Source organism: Saccharothrix xinjiangensis, assembly GCF_039527585.1.
GTDB lineage: Bacteria > Actinomycetota > Actinomycetes > Mycobacteriales > Pseudonocardiaceae > Actinosynnema > Actinosynnema xinjiangensis.
Window position 1 is genome coordinate 50432 of the sequence record NZ_BAAAKE010000023.1, and the last position, 17026, is coordinate 67457.

The window sequence follows — 17026 nt, forward strand, 5'->3', positions numbered from 1 at the left end:
CAACAGAATCGTGAAAGCCGAACAGGCGGTGGGAGGGTTCATCACGGTTTGCGAACAGCGGTAGGTAACGCTGTGATCGGGGCCATACTGGCCGCCTCCCCACGCCAACCACACGGAGGCGCCGGTGCTGGAGGCGAACAACCTCGAAGTGGTCTACGACGACGTCGTGCTCGTGCTCCGCGGCGTCAGCCTGAAGGTCCCCGAGGGTCGGGTCGTGGCGCTGCTCGGCGCCAACGGAGCGGGCAAGACCACCCTGCTGCGCGCCCTGTCCGGCCTGCTGGGCGTGCACGAGGGCAAGGTCACCCGGGGGCGGGTCACGCTGGACGGCGAGCCGATCCACCGCGCGTCGCCCTCGCGCATCGCCGCGCTCGGGGTGAAGCAGGCGCTGGAGGGCAGGCGCGTGCTGGCCCAGCTCACCGTCGAGGAGAACCTGCGCGTCGGCGGGCACACCGCGCCGCGCGCGGTCAAGCGCAACCTGGAACGCATGTACGAGCTGTTCCCGCGGCTGCGGGAGCGGCGCGGGCAGAGCGCCGGCTACCTGTCCGGCGGCGAGCAGCAGATGCTGTCGATCGGGCGGGCGCTCATGTCCGAGCCCCGGTACCTGCTGCTGGACGAGCCGAGCCTGGGCCTGGCGCCGCTGGTGGTCCAGCAGATCCGCGACCTCGTGGTGAAGATCAACGCCGACGGCACGACCGTGCTGCTGGTCGAGCAGAACGCCACCATGGCGCTGTCCATCGCCGACCACGGCTACGTGCTGGAGACCGGCAAGGTCGTGATGGACTCGCCCGCGGTCGCGCTGCTGGCCGACGAGGACGTGCGCGAGTTCTACCTGGGCCTGGGCGGCGAGGGCGCGGCGCGGTCGTTCCGGGACGTCAAGCACTACAAGCGGCGGAAGCGGTGGCTCTCGTGAACCCGACCGCGAACCCCGCCGCGGACCCGACCGCGAACCCCGCCGCGAACCCCGTCCTGGAGTTCGAGGACGTGACGCTGGCCTTCGCCGGGGTCACCGCCATCGACGGGGTGTCGTTCCACGTCGACCCCGGCGAGCTGTTCGCGATCATCGGGCCGAACGGCGCGGGCAAGACGTCGATCTTCAACGTGCTCTCCGGCGTGTACCGGCCGCGGTCGGGGTCCGTCCGGTTCGAGGGGCGGGAGCTGCTGGGCGTGCGCCCGCACCGGATCGCCGCCCTGGGCATCGCCCGCACCTTCCAGAACGTCGAGCTGTTCGCCCACCTGAACGTGGTCGAGAACCTCATGCTCGGCCGCCACCACCACATGCGGTGCGGCGCGCTGGCGGCGTTCGCCTGGCTCGGCCCGGCGCGGCGCGAGGAGCTGGCCAACCGGGCGGCGGTGGAGGAGGTCGTCGACTTCCTGGAGCTGGCCCCGTGGCGGCGGATGCCCGTCGGGCTGCTGCCCTACGGGGTGCGCAAGCGCGTGGAGCTGGGGCGGGCGCTGGCCATGGAGCCGAAGGTGCTGCTGCTGGACGAGCCGGTGGCGGGCATGAACGCCGAGGAGACCGAGGACATGGCCCGGTTCGTGCTGGACGTCCGGGAGGAGCTGGGCATCGCGATCGTCCTGGTCGAGCACGACATGGGCCTGGTCATGGACCTCGCCGACCGGGTGCTGGTGCTCGACTTCGGCCGGCCCATCCGCACCGGCACGCCCGCCGAGGTGCAGCGCGACCCGGACGTGGTCCGCGCCTACCTCGGCGAGGCGCGCGACCACCAGGGCACGGGGGGCGCCGCGTGATCACCACCGTCGTCACCCGCGTGCGCGACCGGGCGTCGGCCACCCCGCGGGCGGTGGCCCTGCGCGCCAAGCGCCTGGGCATCTGGCAGGAGGTCACCTGGTCGGAGTACTGGGACCAGGCCGAGCTGGTCGGTCACGCCCTGCTCGCGCTCGGCGTCGACCCGGGCGACCGGGTCGCCGTGCACTCGGAGAACCGCCGCGAGTGGCTGTACGCGGACATCGGCGCGGTGGCCGTGCGCGCCACCACCGTCGGCCTGTACCCGACCAGTCCGGCGAGCGAGGTCGCGTACCTGTTATCCCACTCGGGCGCTCGGGTGCTCGTCGCCGAGGACCAGGAGCAGGTCGACAAGGTGCTGGCCGTGCTGGACGCGCTGCCCGACCTGGAGCACGTCGTCTACCTGGAGCCGCGCGGCATCCGGAGCCGCTACACCGACCCCCGCCTGGTGTCCTGGGACGACTTCCTCGCCCTCGGCGCGCGGCACCGCGAGGACCACCCGGGCGCGGTCGCCCGCCGGGTGCGCGAGGCCGAGCCGGACGACGTGGTGACCCTCGTCTACACCTCCGGCACCACCGGCCCGCCCAAGGGCGCGATGCTGACCGCCGCCAACGTCGAGTTCGCCGTCGCCGCGACCACCGGCGGCGCGTTCGCCTCCCCGGCGGCCTCGCCGCGCGACGTCACCCTGTCGTACCTGCCGCTGTGCCACGTCGCCGAGCGCGTCTTCACCACCTGGCTCAGCGCGGCGGCGGGCATCCAGGTGCACTTCGCCGAGTCGATCGAGACCGTGCAGGCCAACCTGCGCGAGGTGCAGCCGACCATCCTGTTCGGCGTGCCGCGCATCTGGGAGAAGGTGCTGGCGGCGGTCACCGTCGGCACCTCGAACGCGTCCCCGGTCAAGCGCGTGACCACGCGGTTCTGGCTGCGGGTCGCCGACCGGGTCGGCGCCGAGCTGGTCCGCAACGGCGGCCGGCACACCACCGCCACCCGCCTGCGGTACGCGGTGGGCTGGGTGTGCTGCTACCGGGCGCTGAAGACGCGCATCGGGATGCGGCACGTCCGCTACGCCGCGTCGGGCGCCGCGCCGATCTCGCCGGAGGTGCTCCGCTTCTTCATGGGCATCGGCGTGCCCGTGCACGAGGTGTACGGGATGACCGAGAACAGCGGCGTCGCCACCGGCAACCGGCCCGGCCGGGTCCGGCTCGGCACGGTCGGGGAGCCGCAGGCGGGCGTGGAGCTGCGGATCGACGGGGACGGCGAGATCCAGACCCGCCACCCGGGCGTGTTCGCGGGCTACTGGCGCGACGAGGAGGCCACCCGGCGGGCGCTCACCGGCGACGGCTGGCTGCGCACCGGCGACGTGGGCGAGTGGGTCGACGGCACGCACGTGCGGATCACCGACCGGATGAAGGACATCATCATCACGGCCGGCGGGAAGAACGTGGCCCCGTCCGAGGTCGAGAACGCCCTGAAGGCCTCCCCCTACGTCAAGGAAGCCGTCGTGCTCGGCGACCGGCGCCCGTACCTGGTGGCGCTGATCGGCATCGAACCCGACACCGTCGGCCACTGGGCCGGCCGGCGCGGCATCACCTACACCACCTACCGCGACCTGGCGGAGAAGGACGAGGTGCGCGAGCTGGTGGACGGGGTCGTGCGCGAGGTCAACGAGCGGTTCGCCGCCGTGGAGCAGGTGAAGAAGTTCCGGATGCTGCCGAAGGAGCTGGAGCACGAGGACGGCGAGCTGACCGCCACCCAGAAGGTGAAGCGGTCCGCGCTGGCCAAGGCCTACGGGGAGCTGGTGGAGGACATGTACCTCGGCGGGGGGCGGTCGTGAGCGAGTTCCTCCAGTCGCTGGTCCGGGGCCTGGGCACCGGATCGGTCTACGCCCTGCTCGCGCTGGGCTTCGTGATCATCCACAAGTCGACGCGGGTGATCAGCTTCGCGCAGCCGGCGTTCATGCTCGCGGGCGCGGTGCTGGTCGCCCACTTGTCGCCGGGCGTCGGGTTCTTCCTGGCCGTGCCGGTGGCGGCGCTGGTGATCGCGGCGCTGGCGCTGGGCGTGGAGCGGACCGTGCTGCGGCCCATGATCGGCAAGCCGGTGTTCGTGGTCGCGATCATCACCATCGGCGTGGACGTGGTGGTGCGGGTGGTGACCAACGCGTTCATCGGGCTGGACGTGCTGCCGGTGGGCGACCCGTGGGGCCTGACCACCGTGTCGCTGCTGGGCGTCGAGGTGCAGCAGCGGTACCTGGTGATGCTCGCGACGACGGTGGCCGTGGTGGTCGCGCTGTTCGCGTTCTTCCGGTTCTCCCGCACGGGCCTGGCCATGCGGGCGGTCGCCCACGACCAGGAGGTCGCGCTGGCCCAGGGCATCCGGGTCGGGTCGGTGTTCGCGCTGTCGTGGGCGCTGGCCGGCGGGCTGGCCGCGCTGGCCGGGGTGTTCGTGGCCACCGGCGCGGGCGTGGACCAGCAGCTGTGGGTGGTGGCGCTCAAGGCGCTGCCCGCGGTCATCCTCGGCGGCCTGGACTCGCTGGGCGGCGCGGTCGCGGGCGGCCTGGCGGTCGGGGTGGTGGAGTCGCTGGTCGGCACCTACCAGGGCGACGTCGCGCCGTGGCTCGGACCGAACTTCGCCCTGGTCGCGCCGTACGCGCTGATGCTGGTGGTGCTCCTGGTGCGACCGCACGGCCTGTTCGGCGCCAAGGAGGTGGAACGGCTGTGAGGGGTCGTCCGGAGCTGTACACCTCGTACGCGCAGGACACCGCGTTCCTGAACACGCGGCCCAAGCGGGCCTGGACCGGCGCGCTGGTGGCGTTCGCGCTGCTGGTGCCGTTCCTGGTCACCGACGACCTGCTGGTGCTGCTGGCCACCGGGTTCGTCGCGGCGATCGGCGCGATCGGGCTGAACATCGTCACCGGCTACGCCGGGCAGGTGTCGCTGGGGCACGCGTTCTTCCTGGCCATCGGCGCGTACACGGGCGCGGCGCTGTCCGGCGACCCGGACGGCCGGGTGATCGGGTTCGGCGTGACCTCGCTGCCCGTGTGGCTGCTGGCGTCGGGGCTCGTGGCGGGACTGGCGGGGCTGCTGGTGGCGCCGCTGGCGGTGCGGCTGCGCGGCCTGTACCTGGCGATCGTGACGCTGGGGCTGGTGTTCCTCGGCGAGCACGTGTTCCGGGAGTGGACGTCGCTGACCGGCGGTCCGGGCATCGGCAGGCCCGCGGCGGTGCCCGAGCTGCTCGGGGTGCGGCTGGACCGGCCCTCGGCGTGGTTCACCGGGCCGCAGCAGCTGTACCTGCTGATGTTCGTGCTGCTGGTGGTGTTCGGGGTGCTCGCGCGGAACCTCGTGCGGTCGCGGATCGGGCGGGCGTTCGCGGCGGTGCGCGACCGCGACCTCGCGGCGGCGGTGATCGGCGTGGACCCGACCCGGTACAAGGTGCTGGCGTTCGCGATCTCGTCGTTCTACGCCGGCGTGGCGGGCTCGCTGCTGTTCGCGGTGAACGGGTTCTTCGACCCGGGCTCGTTCGGGCTGCTGCTGTCGGTGCAGTACATCGCCATGGTCCTCATCGGCGGCGCGGGCACGATCTCCGGCGCGATCATGGGCGCGCTGTTCATCACGCTGCTGCCGCGCGTCACCCGGGAGCTGCCGGAGGTGCTGCCGTTCATCAGCGCCGACGCGACCGGCGCGGTGACCGTGTTCCAGGTCGAGGCGGTGCTGTACGGGCTGCTGATCGTGGTGTTCCTGATCGTCGAGCCGCGCGGCCTGGTCGGGATCTGGGCACGGGTCCGCAACTACTGGCGCACCTGGCCTTTCTCGTACTGAATCCCCGAGTTCGGAGGGTGGATGTGATGGTTGGCTCCGGAAGAGTCAGGCGCAGAGCGGTGGTCGCGGTCCTGTCGGTGGTGGCGCTGGCCGCGGCGGCCTGCCGCGGCGGTGACGGCGCGGCGCCCGCCCAGGACGAGAGCGGCACCAAGGTCGACTTCGGGGTGACCCGGGAGCCGTGCCCGGACACCGGCCACCCCGACCGCGGCTGCATCTACCTGGGCACCATCTCCGACCTGACCGAGGGGCCGTTCAAGGCCCTGGCCACGTCGATCGTCGAGTCGCAGAAGGCGTTCTGGAAGCGGGTCAACGACCAGGGCGGCATCGGCGGCTACGACATCGACATGACCACGCACGTCGCCGACAACAAGTACAACCCGCAGATCCACAACCAGGTCTACCAGGAGATGAAGGGCGACGTCCTGGCGCTGACCCAGACCCTGGGCTCGCCGACCACCGCGGCCATCCTGCCCGACCTGGAGAGCACGCAGATGGTGAGCGTGCCCGCGTCGTGGACGTCGCTGTGGGGCTTCGAGGAGGTCGTGCTGGAGTCCGGCGCGAACTACTGCGTGGAGTCGATGAACGCGGTCGACTTCGCGGCGGACGACCTGGGCGCCAAGAGCGTGATGGCCGTGCACTTCCAGGGCGACTACGGCGACGACGCCGCCGCGGGGGCGAAGCTCGCCGCCGAGGGGCGGGGGCTGACCTTCTCCAGCACCGTCACCCAGACCGGGCAGGACAACCAGGGCGGCGCGATCGACGCGATCGTGTCGGCCAAGCCGGACGTGGTCGTCCTGACCGTCGGCCCGACCGACGCGGCGGTGATCGTCGGGCAGACCGCGGCCCGCGGCTTCACCGGCAAGTTCATCGGCACCTCGCCGACGTGGAACCAGGGCCTGCTGGCCAGCCCGGCCGCGTCCGCGATCAAGGCCCTGTACTACCAGTCCGCGCCGTGGAAGCCGTGGGGGACCGACTCGCCGGGGCACGAGGCGATGCGCGCGGCCCTGTCGGGCGTCACCCCGAACGACGGGTACACCTCGGGCTGGGTGTGGGCGTACCCGCTCAAGGCGGCGCTGGAGAAGGCCGCGGAGAACAAGGACCTCACCCGCGCGGGCGTGCTGAACGCGGTGCGGCAGCTGGAGTCGGTCGACTACGAGGGGATGCTGCCCGAGGGCGCGGGCCGGTTCTCCGGGACGCCGGACGAGTCGCTGGTCCGGCAGTCGCTGATCTACCGGCCGCAGGAGGGCGAGCCCACCGGGGTGGGGCTGGTCAAGGACTTCTTCACCGGGCCCACGGCGGAGGGGTTCCGGTTCGAGAAGCCCTGCTACACGTGACCGGCGGCGGCACGGGCCGGGACACCGCCGCCCGGCCCGTGCCGCCCGGCTCGCGACGCCCGGCCCGCGACGCGCCCCCGCCGCCCGGCCCACCCCGCCTGATCCACACCACCCGACCCGGTACCTTTCGGCCGTACGCGTTGCTCCGATCGGCCCAGCGGGTAGGCCGATGGGCGCAGTGGACCGGGCAGACGTGTGGAAGGACGACGCGACCGTCATGACCGACGTGGCGAGCAAGGGATCCCAACCGGGTGATGACCGCCCCGTGCTGACCAACCGGCAGGGGCATTCCGTCTACGACAACCAGAACCAGCGGACCGTCGGGGCACGGGGGCCCGCCACGCTGGAGAACTACCAGTTCCTGGAGAAGATCAGCCACTTCGACCGCGAACGCATCCCGGAACGGGTGGTGCACGCGCGCGGGGCGGTGGCTTTCGGTTACTTCGAGGCGTACGGCGGCTGGGGGGATGAGCCGATCGGGCGATACACCCGGGCGAAGCTGTTCCAGGAGAAGGGCAAGCGGACGGACGTGGCGGTGCGGTTCTCCACCGTCATCGGCGGCCGGGACTCCTCGGAGTGCGCCCGCGACCCGCGCGGCTTCGCGGTGAAGTTCTACACCGAGGACGGCAACTGGGACCTGGTCGGCAACAACCTGGCGGTGTTCTTCATCCGGGACGCCATCAAGTTCCCCGACGTCATCCACGCCCTCAAGCCGGACCCGGTGACCCACCGGCAGGAGCCCAACCGGATCTTCGACTTCATGTCGCAGACGCCGGAGTCGATGCACATGCTGGTCAACCTGTTCAGCCCGCGCGGCATCCCCGCCGACTACCGCCACATGCAGGGCTTCGGGGTCAACACCTACGAGTGGCTCAACGGCGAGGGCGAGTCGATCCTGGTCAAGTACCACTGGATGCCCAAGGCCGGCGTCCGGAGCATGACCGAGGCCGACGCGGCGAAGGTCCAGGCCACCGAGCTGGGCCACGCCACCAAGGACCTGCGCGACGCCATCGAGCGCGGCGACCACCCCGAGTGGGAGCTGCTCGTGCAGGTCATGACCGAGGAGGAGCACCCCGAGCTGGACTTCGACCCGCTGGACGACACGAAGGTGTGGCCGGAGAACGAGTTCCCGGCCAAGCCCGTCGGCCGCATGGTGCTCGACCGCAACGTGAGCGACTTCTTCGCCGAGAACGAGCAGATCGCCTTCGGCACCGGCGTGCTGGTCGACGGCCTGGACTTCTCCGACGACAAGATGCTCGTCGGCCGCACCTTCTCCTACAGCGACACCCAGCGCCACCGGGTCGGGACCAACTACCTCCAGCTGCCGGTCAACCAGCCGAAGGACGTGGAGGTCCGCACCAACCAGCGCGACGGCCAGATGGCCTACTACAACGACACCGCCGGGACGAACCCGCACGTCAACTACGAGCCGTCGATCACCGGCGGCCTGCGCGAGGCCCGGTACCCCACGCACGACGAGCAGGGCCCGGTGATCCAGGGCAGGCTGACCCGCAAGCGCATCCCCCGGACCAACGACTACGCCCAGGCCGGTCAGCGGTACCTGCTCATGGTGCAGTGGGAGCGCGACGACCTGGTGCGCAACCTCGTCACCCTGCTCTCGCAGTGCGACCAGCCGATCCGGGAGCGGATGGTCTGGCACTTCCTGCTCGTCGAGGACGACCTCGGCCTGCGGGTCGGCGAGGGCCTCGGCCTCAGGCCCGAGGACGTCGCCCACCTGGAGCCGCTGGCGAGCCAGGACCTCACCGTCGAGGACCGCAAGCGCCTGGAGAACCTCGGCGCGAACGGCCCCCGGGACGTCGAAGGGCTCCAGATGACCCACTGCGTGCCGAACGAGCGCGTGGAGCTCGCCTGAGCACCCGGCCGCGTCCCCGGTCGGGTGACCCCGGTCGTGGGCGCGGCCCTCAGCCGCAGGCGGTGGTCAGGGGCGTCGAGGCCTTCCCGGCGGAGGTGTTCACCGTCCGGTAGGTGTTCGTGGCGGTGCCGGCGCACGTGTAGGTGATGGTGCCGGTGCCGCCCGCCACCGCGCGCCACTCGCCGGTGACCGGGTCCAGGCGCTGGACGACGCCGCTGTCGTCCACGACGTGGATCGGCGTCGGCTCGCCCGGCAGCGGGGCGCCGCCGCGGCACAGGGTGATCGCCTGGCCGCGCAGGGCGCCGCCCGCGTCGTGCAGGCTCGCCTTCGCGTTGCAGGTGACCGCTTGCGCCGAGGTCTGCGTGACCGCGGCGAGACCGGCCGCGACGGCCACGGTGGCCGCGGTGAGGAGGAGGTGGCGAACACGGCTCGGCATGGCGGAGCTCCTTTGCCCGGCGCGGGGACCCGCGAAGGCTAACCACGGCGGGGCCCTCGCCGCACCGGCCGTTGGAGTGGTGTCGCGATCACCGGGCACGGGCGCCCGGGTCGCCGGCCCCTGCCCGCACGGGCAGCGGGCGCTGCCCCGAGGTCCGCCGCGCCGCCGCTGGTCGGCCGCGACCCGCCCCGCCATCGTGGGAACGTGATCCACGAGGTTGACGAGGCGCTGCGGCGACTGGTCCGCGACGACGCCCTGCGCGGCACGGACGTCGAGGTGGCGTTCGACGCGCCCACGAAGGACTGGGCCGCGCGCCGGAACGCGCCCACCGTCAACGTCTACCTCTACGACATCCGCGAGGACCTGCGCCGCCGCCAGCGCGGCCTGCTCAACGAGTACGAGAACGGCCGGGTCACCGCCCGGCACCTGCCGCCCCGCCACATCAAGCTGTCCTACCTGGTCACGGCGTGGACGCAGCGCTCCGAGGACGAGCACCGGCTGCTGTCGGAGCTGCTGGTCGGCTTCCTGCGGCACGAGTCGCTGCCGCCGCGGCTGCTCACCGGGTCCCTGGAGGAGCTGGGGCTGCCCGTGCCGGTGACCGTCGCCCTGCCGCCGCCCGAGGACCGGGCGTTCGCCGACGTGTGGTCGGCGCTGGGCGGCGAGCTGAAGCCCTCGCTGGACGTGGTCGTGTCGGCCCCGGTCGACGCCGGGCGCGCGGTGGCCGCCGGGCCGCCGGTCGAGGAGGGCCTGGGCCTGACCATGGGCGGCGACCACGTCGCGCACCGCCCGGTGACCGTGCGCGGGCGACCGTGAACACCGGGAGCCCGCCCCACCTGTTCACCCGGCTCGCCGCGCTGGAGCGGCGCATCCGGGACGCGGTCGCGGCCCGGCGGGGCGCCGACCACAACCCGGACGACCCGTTCCGGGGCCTCTACCTGTCCGACGAGGCGGTCGACGCGCTGCTGGCCGCGCGCCGCGAGCCGTTCGCGCCGTTCCAGGGCTCGCCCGCCCCCGGGCGGCTGGGCCGGCTGGCCGAGACCGCCGGGCTGACCGGGCTGGACGTGGAGCTGCTGCTGGTGGCGCTGGCGCCGGACGTGGACAGCCGGTTCGAGCAGTTCTACGGCTACCTCAACGACGACGTCACGCGCCGGCGCGCCACCGCCGGGCTGGCGCTGCGCCTGTGCGGCCTGCCCGAGGCGCACGCGGCGGGCCGGGCGCGGCTGGACCCGTCCGCGCCGCTGCCCGCCGGCGGGCTGCTGGTCGTGGAGGACCGGGAGCGGCCGTTCCTGTCGCGGTCGCTGCGCGTGCCCGACCGGGTGGTCGACCACCTGCTCGGCGGCGACCGGCCGGACGCGGCGCTCACCGGCGTCGCCCACGTCGTCGAGGAGGGGACCGGAGGGACCGGCGGGGCTCCAGGGGCCAATGGGACCGGGGTGACTGCCGGTACTGGGGTGACCGACGCCAATCCGCTCGTGCGCGCCTTCCGCGCCGGGATCCGCCTCGTCCACCTGCGAGAACGACCGGGGGGTGGTGCGCGGGAGACGGCCGCCGCCGCGTTGCGCCGCGCCGGGTTCGCGGTGCTGGAGGTCGACGCCGACCGGTTGCGCGCCGACCCGGACCGGCACGTGCGGACCGCCGTCCTGCGCGAGGCCGTGCTGCGCGGCGCGGGCGTGGTGCTCGGACCGGTGGAGGACGAGCCGCCCGCCGACCTCGCCCACCCCGCGGTGCCGCTGGTGGTGTTCGGTCCGGGCGTGTGGGACCCCCGGTGGCACGTCGACCCGCCGCTGCCGCACGACGCCGAGCCGCTGCCCGCCGCCGACCGCGCGCGGGTGTGGCGGACCCACCTGGACGGCCGCCTCGCGCCCGGCGCCGACCCGGTCGCGGCCACCGCGCACTTCGTGCTCGGCCCCGGCCAGATCGCCCGCGCCGCGCGCGCCGCGTCGGTGTCCGCGCTGGTCGACGGCGGCGCGGTGACCGACGAGCACCTGCGGGCGGGCGCCCGCGCCCAGAACGCGGCCGGGCTCCAGCGCCTGGCCCGCCGCATCGAGCCCGCCGTCGGCTGGGACGACCTGGTGCTGCCCGCGCCGGTGGCCGGCCTGCTGCGCGAGCTGGCCGGTCGCGCCCGGCACCGCGACCGGGTGATCGACGAGTGGCGGATGCGGCCGGGCGGTGGGCGCGGGCGGGGCGTCACCGGCCTGTTCGCGGGTGACTCCGGCACCGGCAAGACCATGTCCGCCGAGGTCATCGCCCGCTCCCTGGGGCTGGACCTCTACGCGGTGAACCTGGCGACCGTGGTCGACAAGTACGTGGGCGAGACCGAGAAGAACCTGGAGCGGATCTTCACCGGGGCGGCCGGCGTGAACGGCGTGCTGCTGTTCGACGAGGCCGACGCGATCTTCGGCAAGCGGTCGGAGGTGCGCGACGCGCACGACCGGTACGCCAACATCGAGAGCGCCTACCTGCTCCAGCGCCTGGAGACCTTCGACGGCGTCGCCGTGCTGGCCACGAACCTGCGGGCGAACCTGGACGAGGCGTTCACCCGCAGGCTGGACGTGGTGGTCGACTTCCCGCTGCCCGACGAGCCGCTGCGCCGCGGGCTGTGGGACCGGTGCCTGGGCGCGTCCGCGCCGCGCGGCGACGTGGACCTGGACTTCCTGGCCGCCGCGTTCGAGCTGGCGGGCGGGCACATCCGGTCGGCCGCGGTGACCGCCGCGTACCTGGCCGCGGCGGCGGGGCGGCCGGTCGGCATGGCCGAGGTGGTCGGCGCGGTGGCCCGCGAGTACCGCAAGCTCGGCCGGCTGGTCGGCGAGCGCGAGTTCGGCCGGTACCTGGGGCTGGCGGTCGAGGGCGCGGCCCGGTGAGCGCGCCGCGGCGTGGGTCGTGGGGCGCGGTGACCGCCCGGTCGGGCGGAGAGCGCGGCCCGCGCGGGCGTGGTCCGCTCGGCGGCGCGGGTTCAGGATGGGAGCACGATTCCCGGTGAGGGGGCGACATGCGCGGGCACGAGCACGAGCTTTCCGGTGACGGCGCGTTCCGGCCGAAGGGCGACCACGTCGAGCGCGAGGACCACGACCTGCTGGGCCGCGCCGCGGCCGCCGGCCGGCCGGACGTCCTCGGCCAGGCGGGGCTGCTGGGCCTCCAGCGCGCCGTCGGCAACGCGGGCGCCGGCGCCCTGGTCGACGAGTCGTCGGTGCACGACGTGGTCGGCTCGCCGGGCAGCCCGCTCGACGCGGGCGTGCGCGAGGACATGGAAGCCCGCTTCGGCCAGGACTTCGGCGACGTCCGCGTGCACACCGACGGGGCCGCGCACGAGTCCGCGAAGTCGGTCCACGCGCAGGCCTACACGGTCGGCTCCGACATCGTGTTCCAGCGCGACGAGTACGACCCGTCCTCCGAGTCGGGGCAGCACATGATCGCGCACGAGCTGACCCACGTGGTGCAGCAGCGCAGCGGCCCGGTCGACGGCACGGACGCCGGCGGCGGCGTCAGGGTCAGCGACCCCTCCGACCGCTTCGAGCGCGAGGCGAGCGCCAACGCCGACCGCCTCATGCCGGGGCCGGCCCCGACGCCCGCGTCGGCGGTGCAGCGCGTCGCGGAACCGGTCGCGCAGCGCGAGGAGGCCCTGCCCGCGGAGGAGGTGGCCCAGACCTGCGTCGAGCCGCCTGCCGCGACCGTGCAGCGGGAAGGGGGCGAGCGGGAAGGGGGCGAGCGGGAAGAGGGCGAGGAGACCGGGTAGCGGGACCTCCCCGCCGGGGCGGGCGCGCTCCCGGTCGTGCTCGTCCCCGGTCGCCCGAACGGGCGGCTGCACCTTTGGGCAGCGATCGGCACACCCCGGCACAGCCGGGCGAACGTTCCGCACCACGCCGGACCCCGAGCAGCATCGCTGGCACGGCGCGAGCCGTCCCGGAGCACGCACGACCACTTGGGAGGCAACGGATGCCCACCTATCTCTCGCCGGGTGTGTACGTCGAGGAGGTCGAGGCCGGCGCGCGGCCCATCGAGGGCGTGGGCACCGCCGTCGCCGCCTTCGTCGGCTTCGCGGCCAAGGGCCCGTTCAACACACCGACGCTGGTGACCAACTGGGCCCAGTACACGCAGGCGTTCGGCGACTACGTCCGGGACTGCTACCTGGCCCAGTCGGTGTACGGGTACTTCCTCAACGGCGGCACCAACTGCTACGTGGTCCGCATCGGCGGCGAGCGGTCCGGCGGCAACGGCGGCCCGGCCGCCGGCGACGGCCGGGCCGCCGCGAACCCGCCCGCCGAGCTCGGCGGCTACCGCGTCGCCGCCAAGCGGCTCGGCGCGGGGGAGATCACCGTCGAGCTGGCCGACGCGCACGGCGACAACCCGCCCGAGGACCGGTTCGTCCTGCTGGTCAAGCAGGACGGCAAGGTCGTCGAGACCCACCACGTGACCACGAGGCGCACCAAGGACAACGTGGTCACCGTCGTGCGGGAGAAGTCCGAGCTGATCACGATCGAGGAGACCGCGCCCGCCGGCCTCGCCAAGCCCGACCGGGGCAGCGTCACGCTGGTGGACGCGCCCGCCCCGACCCCCGCGCCGCGCAAGGCGGCCGCCGACGACTACGTCGGCGACGTCGCCGACCGCACCGGCTTCGGCGGCCTGGAGGCGGTCGAGGAGATCACCATCGTGTCGGTGCCCGACCTGATGTCGAGCTACCGGCGCGGCGAGATCACGCTGGAGTCGGTGAAGGCCGTGCAGCTGGCGATGATCGCCCACTGCGAGCTGATGGGCAACCGGGTCGCCGTGCTCGACCCGCCGCCCGACCTGAACCCGCAGCAGGTCAAGGACTGGCGGCTCAACGGCGCGGGCTACGACTCGAAGTACGCCGCCCTGTACTACCCGTGGGTCAAGGTCTTCGACCCGGCCAGCGACGAGCACGTGCACATCCCGCCCAGCGGGCACGTGGCGGGCGTGTGGGCGCGCACCGACGGCACGCGCGGCGTGCACAAGGCGCCCGCCAACGAGGTCGTGCGCGGCGCGGTGGCGCTGGAGACCCAGCTGACCAAGGCCGAGCAGGAGCTGCTGAACCCGATCGGCGTGAACTGCGTGCGGTCGTTCCCCGGCCGGGGCATCCGGGTGTGGGGCGCGCGCACCCTGTCCTCCGACCCGGCGTGGCGCTACCTCAACGTGCGGCGGCTGTTCAACTACCTGGAGGAGTCCATCCTCAACGGCACCCAGTGGGTCGTGTTCGAGCCGAACGACGACGCGCTGTGGGCCCGGATCCGGCGCACCATCAGCGCGTTCCTGGTCACCGAGTGGCGCAAGGGCTCGCTGTTCGGGATCACCCCCGACGAGGCGTTCTACGTCAAGTGCGACCGCGAGACCAACCCCGCCGAGAGCATCGACCTCGGCCAGGTCGTCTGCGAGGTGGGCATCGCGCCGGTGAAGCCGGCGGAGTTCGTCGTCTTCCGCCTGGCGCAGGTCTCCGGCGGCACCAGTCTGGTCAACGAGTAGAGGCGGTACGCGATGGCACTCCCCGAACTCGACACGTCCGTCGGCCACTCGTTCGGCCTGGAGATGGACGGCGTCGTCATCAAGCAGATCAACGAGGTGTCCGGCCTCAAGATGGAGCAGGACGTCATCGAGCTGAAGCAGAACACCTCGGACGGCAAGTACGTCATCAAGAAGCTGCCCGGCAGGCCCAAGGCGGGCGAGGTGACCCTCACCAGGGGCCTGACCGCCGACAACAGCTTCGAGAAGTGGGTGAAGGACGCGCAGTTCGGGAAGATGGGCAACGCGCGCAAGGGCGGCGCGGTCATCGTCTACGACTACGAGGGCCAGCCGATCAAGCGGTACAAGCTGACCAACGCGTGGCCGAAGTCGCTGGAGATCGGGTCGCTCAAGGCCGGGGACACCAGCGTGCTCACCGAGAAGCTCGTCGTCACCTACGAGACGATGGAAGTCGAGTGACGCGATGCGCAGGATGATGTCGGCGATCCCCGCCGCCGCCCCGGTCCAGGCCGCTCCGGCCGCTCCGGCCCCGGCGGCCCCGGTCGCCCCGCCCGAGCCGATGCGCACGGAGTTCGCCTTCGAGCTGCCGCGCGGGTACGTCGACGACAGCGGCGTGGTGCACCGGTCCGGCGTGATGCGCCTGGCCACCGCGCGGGACGAGCTGGTGCCGCTGCGCGACGACCGGGTGCGCGAGAACCCGGCTTACCTGACCGTGGTGCTGCTGGCGCGGGTGGTCGTGCGCCTCGGCGCGGTGACCGACGTGCACGCCGGCGTGGTGGAGAACCTGTTCGCGGCCGACCTGGCGTTCCTCCAGGACGTGTACCGGCGGATCAACAGCGAGGGGCACACGCGCGCGGCGGTGGCCTGTCCCGAGTGCGGGCACGGGTTCGGCGTGGACGTCGCGGGTGGTCGCCCGGGGGAATCGTGACGTGCGCGGCCGACCGGCTGCACGAGGAGGTCGCGTACGTGGCTTACCACTTCCACTGGTCGTGGGACTCGATCCTCGACCTGGAGCACGCGGACCGGCTGCGGTACGTGGCCGAGATCGCCCGCATCAACACGCGGATCAGCCAGGGGAGGTGAGGGGCGATGTGGCCGTTCCGGCGACGGGAAGAGGTTCCCGGGACCCCCGCGGCGCTGCCGGTGCGCCGGGGCGACTGGCGGTCGGCGCCGCCGATCCGGCGGGTGGTGCCGGACCACCCGCTGGTGAACCCGGTGGAGCGGTTCTCGGGATCGCTGACGTCGTGGCGGTCGCCCGCCCACCTGGCCCCGCTGGGGCACCGGGTGGACGTCGACGAGCCGTCCGGTGTGGTCGAGGGCGTGGTGCAGCGCGTCGTCGAGCCGCCGACGGGGGAGGGGAGGGCGAGGGCGGCGGAGAGCGGTGCGCCGCTGGTGGGTGCTCGAACGCACCCCGTCCCGCATCCCGTCCCGCACCCTGCTCCGCGCCCCCTCCCGCAGCCCACCCCGGTCGACGGCGCGCACCCCGCCGAACCCCTCGCCGAACCCCTCTCCCCGATCCCCGCCCCCGCCCCCACCGCGCCGAGCACCCCGCGCCGGGGCCTGGGCCTCCCGATCACCGCCCGGGGCGACACCGGCGGAACCGACCCCCCGCCGGTGCAGCGGATCGAGTTCGGCCCGCCGCCCCGCGCGTCCGGCCCGCCCCCGCCCGAGGTCGGACCGCCCCGGGTGGCGCGGCGCGACACCGGCCCGCCGGACCCGATCGGCGCGGCGAACCCGGTGGAACCCGGTGCAACCCCTTCCCGGCGGACGGGACCACCGGCGCCGAGCCCGGAAGAACTGCTCGACAAGCTCTACGACCCGCTCGTCCGCCGCCTCAAGGCCGAGCTGTGGCTGGACCGCGAGCGACGCGGGTCGCTGACCGACCGATGGCGCTGAACCAGGACGGTGGTGAGGGAAGTGACCCAGGTGGAGGAAGCGGTCGCGGTGTGCTTCGCGGTCCGCATCGACGACCAGAGCCTCGGCTCGTTCAACAGCTGCGACGGCCTCGGGGTCGAGTTCACCCTCGAACAGCGCGAGGAGGGCGGCAACAACGGCATGGTGTGGCAGCTGCCCACCCGCATCCGGTACTCCACCGTGAAGCTGTCCCGCCCGGTGACCAGGGACAGCGCCAAGGTCATCGCCTGGATCGCGGGCATGGCCGCCGGCGTCGAGCGCAAGACCGCGATCATCGAGGCCCGCACCCTGGAGGGCGCGGTGATCGCCGGTTGGGCCCTGTCCGGCGTGGTCCCGGTGCGGTGGAGCGGACCGCAGCTGTCCGCCGACTCGCCGAAGGTCGCCACCGAGACCCTGGAGCTGGCCCACCACGGCTTCCTCGGCACGGCGAGGTGACCC

General features: G+C 73.3%; 17 protein-coding genes. 16 read left to right on the forward strand and 1 reads right to left on the reverse strand.

The features are described from left to right. Nucleotides 1-124 precede the first annotated feature (124 nt). The 7 genes from ABD223_RS32475 to ABD223_RS32505 all read left to right on the forward strand — a co-directional run bounded on the left by ABD223_RS32475 (nt 125) and on the right by ABD223_RS32505 (nt 8766). On the forward strand, nt 125-910 hold the full coding sequence (locus tag ABD223_RS32475) for an ABC transporter ATP-binding protein (protein WP_344040510.1): 786 nt from the start codon (nt 125-127) through the stop codon (nt 908-910). Continuing rightward, nucleotides 907-1749 (forward strand): ABC transporter ATP-binding protein, encoded by an 843-nt coding sequence (locus ABD223_RS32480; protein WP_344040511.1) that lies wholly within the window; start codon nt 907-909, stop codon nt 1747-1749. Before ABD223_RS32475 ends, ABD223_RS32480 begins: the two co-directional genes overlap by 4 nt. After that, nucleotides 1746-3578 (forward strand): AMP-dependent synthetase/ligase, encoded by a 1833-nt coding sequence (locus ABD223_RS32485; RefSeq protein WP_344040513.1) that lies wholly within the window; start codon nt 1746-1748, stop codon nt 3576-3578. Before ABD223_RS32480 ends, ABD223_RS32485 begins: the two co-directional genes overlap by 4 nt. Beyond that, a complete protein-coding gene (locus tag ABD223_RS32490; protein ID WP_344040514.1) occupies nt 3575-4462 on the forward strand; it encodes a branched-chain amino acid ABC transporter permease in 888 nt (295 codons plus the stop codon). The genes ABD223_RS32485 and ABD223_RS32490 overlap by 4 nt, the downstream gene beginning before the upstream one ends. Beyond that, on the forward strand, nt 4459-5559 hold the full coding sequence (locus tag ABD223_RS32495) for a branched-chain amino acid ABC transporter permease (RefSeq protein WP_344040515.1): 1101 nt from the start codon (nt 4459-4461) through the stop codon (nt 5557-5559). The genes ABD223_RS32490 and ABD223_RS32495 overlap by 4 nt, the downstream gene beginning before the upstream one ends. Before the next feature lie 59 nt (nt 5560-5618). Next, nucleotides 5619-6893 (forward strand): ABC transporter substrate-binding protein, encoded by a 1275-nt coding sequence (locus ABD223_RS32500; RefSeq protein WP_344040516.1) that lies wholly within the window; start codon nt 5619-5621, stop codon nt 6891-6893. A 169-nt stretch (nt 6894-7062) separates the two neighbouring features. Then, nucleotides 7063-8766: a catalase gene (locus ABD223_RS32505; protein WP_344040517.1), complete on the forward strand. Its 1704-nt coding sequence runs from the start codon at nt 7063-7065 to the stop codon at nt 8764-8766. A 49-nt stretch (nt 8767-8815) separates the two neighbouring features. Here the strand turns inward: ABD223_RS32505 and ABD223_RS32510 are convergent, their stop codons facing one another. Beyond that, nucleotides 8816-9202 carry a hypothetical protein gene (locus tag ABD223_RS32510; RefSeq protein WP_344040518.1) on the reverse strand — a complete coding sequence of 129 codons (387 nt, stop codon included), beginning with the start codon at nt 9200-9202 and terminating at the stop codon, nt 8816-8818. A 204-nt stretch (nt 9203-9406) separates the two neighbouring features. Between ABD223_RS32510 and ABD223_RS32515 the strand changes: the two genes are divergently transcribed. From ABD223_RS32515 to ABD223_RS32555, 9 genes are all read left to right on the forward strand, one after another. Beyond that, nucleotides 9407-10015, forward strand: coding sequence for a Pvc16 family protein (locus ABD223_RS32515; RefSeq protein ID WP_344040519.1), 609 nt, complete (start codon nt 9407-9409; stop codon nt 10013-10015). Further along, nucleotides 10012-12063, forward strand: a complete 2052-nt coding sequence (locus tag ABD223_RS32520; RefSeq protein ID WP_344040520.1) for an ATP-binding protein — start codon at nt 10012-10014, stop codon at nt 12061-12063. The genes ABD223_RS32515 and ABD223_RS32520 overlap by 4 nt, the downstream gene beginning before the upstream one ends. A gap of 128 nt (nt 12064-12191) precedes the next feature. Further along, complete coding sequence (locus ABD223_RS32525; protein WP_344040521.1) at nt 12192-12935, forward strand: eCIS core domain-containing protein; 744 nt, start codon at nt 12192-12194, stop codon at nt 12933-12935. Nucleotides 12936-13135: 200 nt separating this feature from the next. Beyond that, complete coding sequence (locus ABD223_RS32530) at nt 13136-14677, forward strand: phage tail sheath family protein (RefSeq protein WP_344040522.1); 1542 nt, start codon at nt 13136-13138, stop codon at nt 14675-14677. 12 nt (nt 14678-14689) lie between these two features. Next, nucleotides 14690-15133: a phage tail protein gene (locus ABD223_RS32535; protein ID WP_344040523.1), complete on the forward strand. Its 444-nt coding sequence runs from the start codon at nt 14690-14692 to the stop codon at nt 15131-15133. Nucleotides 15134-15137: 4 nt separating this feature from the next. Continuing rightward, nucleotides 15138-15602 carry a hypothetical protein gene (locus ABD223_RS32540; RefSeq protein ID WP_344040524.1) on the forward strand — a complete coding sequence of 155 codons (465 nt, stop codon included), beginning with the start codon at nt 15138-15140 and terminating at the stop codon, nt 15600-15602. After that, nucleotides 15599-15757 carry a DUF6760 family protein gene (locus tag ABD223_RS32545; RefSeq protein ID WP_344040525.1) on the forward strand — a complete coding sequence of 53 codons (159 nt, stop codon included), beginning with the start codon at nt 15599-15601 and terminating at the stop codon, nt 15755-15757. The genes ABD223_RS32540 and ABD223_RS32545 overlap by 4 nt, the downstream gene beginning before the upstream one ends. A gap of 6 nt (nt 15758-15763) precedes the next feature. Then, a complete protein-coding gene (locus tag ABD223_RS32550) occupies nt 15764-16570 on the forward strand; it encodes a hypothetical protein (RefSeq protein ID WP_344040526.1) in 807 nt (268 codons plus the stop codon). Between the two features lie 21 nt (nt 16571-16591). Next, nucleotides 16592-17023: a phage tail protein gene (locus tag ABD223_RS32555; protein ID WP_344040527.1), complete on the forward strand. Its 432-nt coding sequence runs from the start codon at nt 16592-16594 to the stop codon at nt 17021-17023. Nucleotides 17024-17026 lie beyond the last annotated feature (3 nt).

What these genes read in the sequence shown, in the direction of transcription:
- ABD223_RS32505 (WP_344040517.1), top strand. Translation starts at nt 7,063, where the DNA reads ATGGGCGCAGTGGACCGGGCAGACGTGTGGAAGGACGACGCGACCGTC.
- ABD223_RS32510 (WP_344040518.1), bottom strand. Translation starts at nt 9,202, where the DNA reads ATGCCGAGCCGTGTTCGCCACCTCCTCCTCACCGCGGCCACCGTGGCC.
- ABD223_RS32525 (WP_344040521.1), top strand. Translation starts at nt 12,192, where the DNA reads ATGCGCGGGCACGAGCACGAGCTTTCCGGTGACGGCGCGTTCCGGCCG.
- ABD223_RS32530 (WP_344040522.1), top strand. Translation starts at nt 13,136, where the DNA reads ATGCCCACCTATCTCTCGCCGGGTGTGTACGTCGAGGAGGTCGAGGCC.
- ABD223_RS32535 (WP_344040523.1), top strand. Translation starts at nt 14,690, where the DNA reads ATGGCACTCCCCGAACTCGACACGTCCGTCGGCCACTCGTTCGGCCTG.
- ABD223_RS32540 (WP_344040524.1), top strand. Translation starts at nt 15,138, where the DNA reads ATGCGCAGGATGATGTCGGCGATCCCCGCCGCCGCCCCGGTCCAGGCC.
- ABD223_RS32550 (WP_344040526.1), top strand. Translation starts at nt 15,764, where the DNA reads ATGTGGCCGTTCCGGCGACGGGAAGAGGTTCCCGGGACCCCCGCGGCG.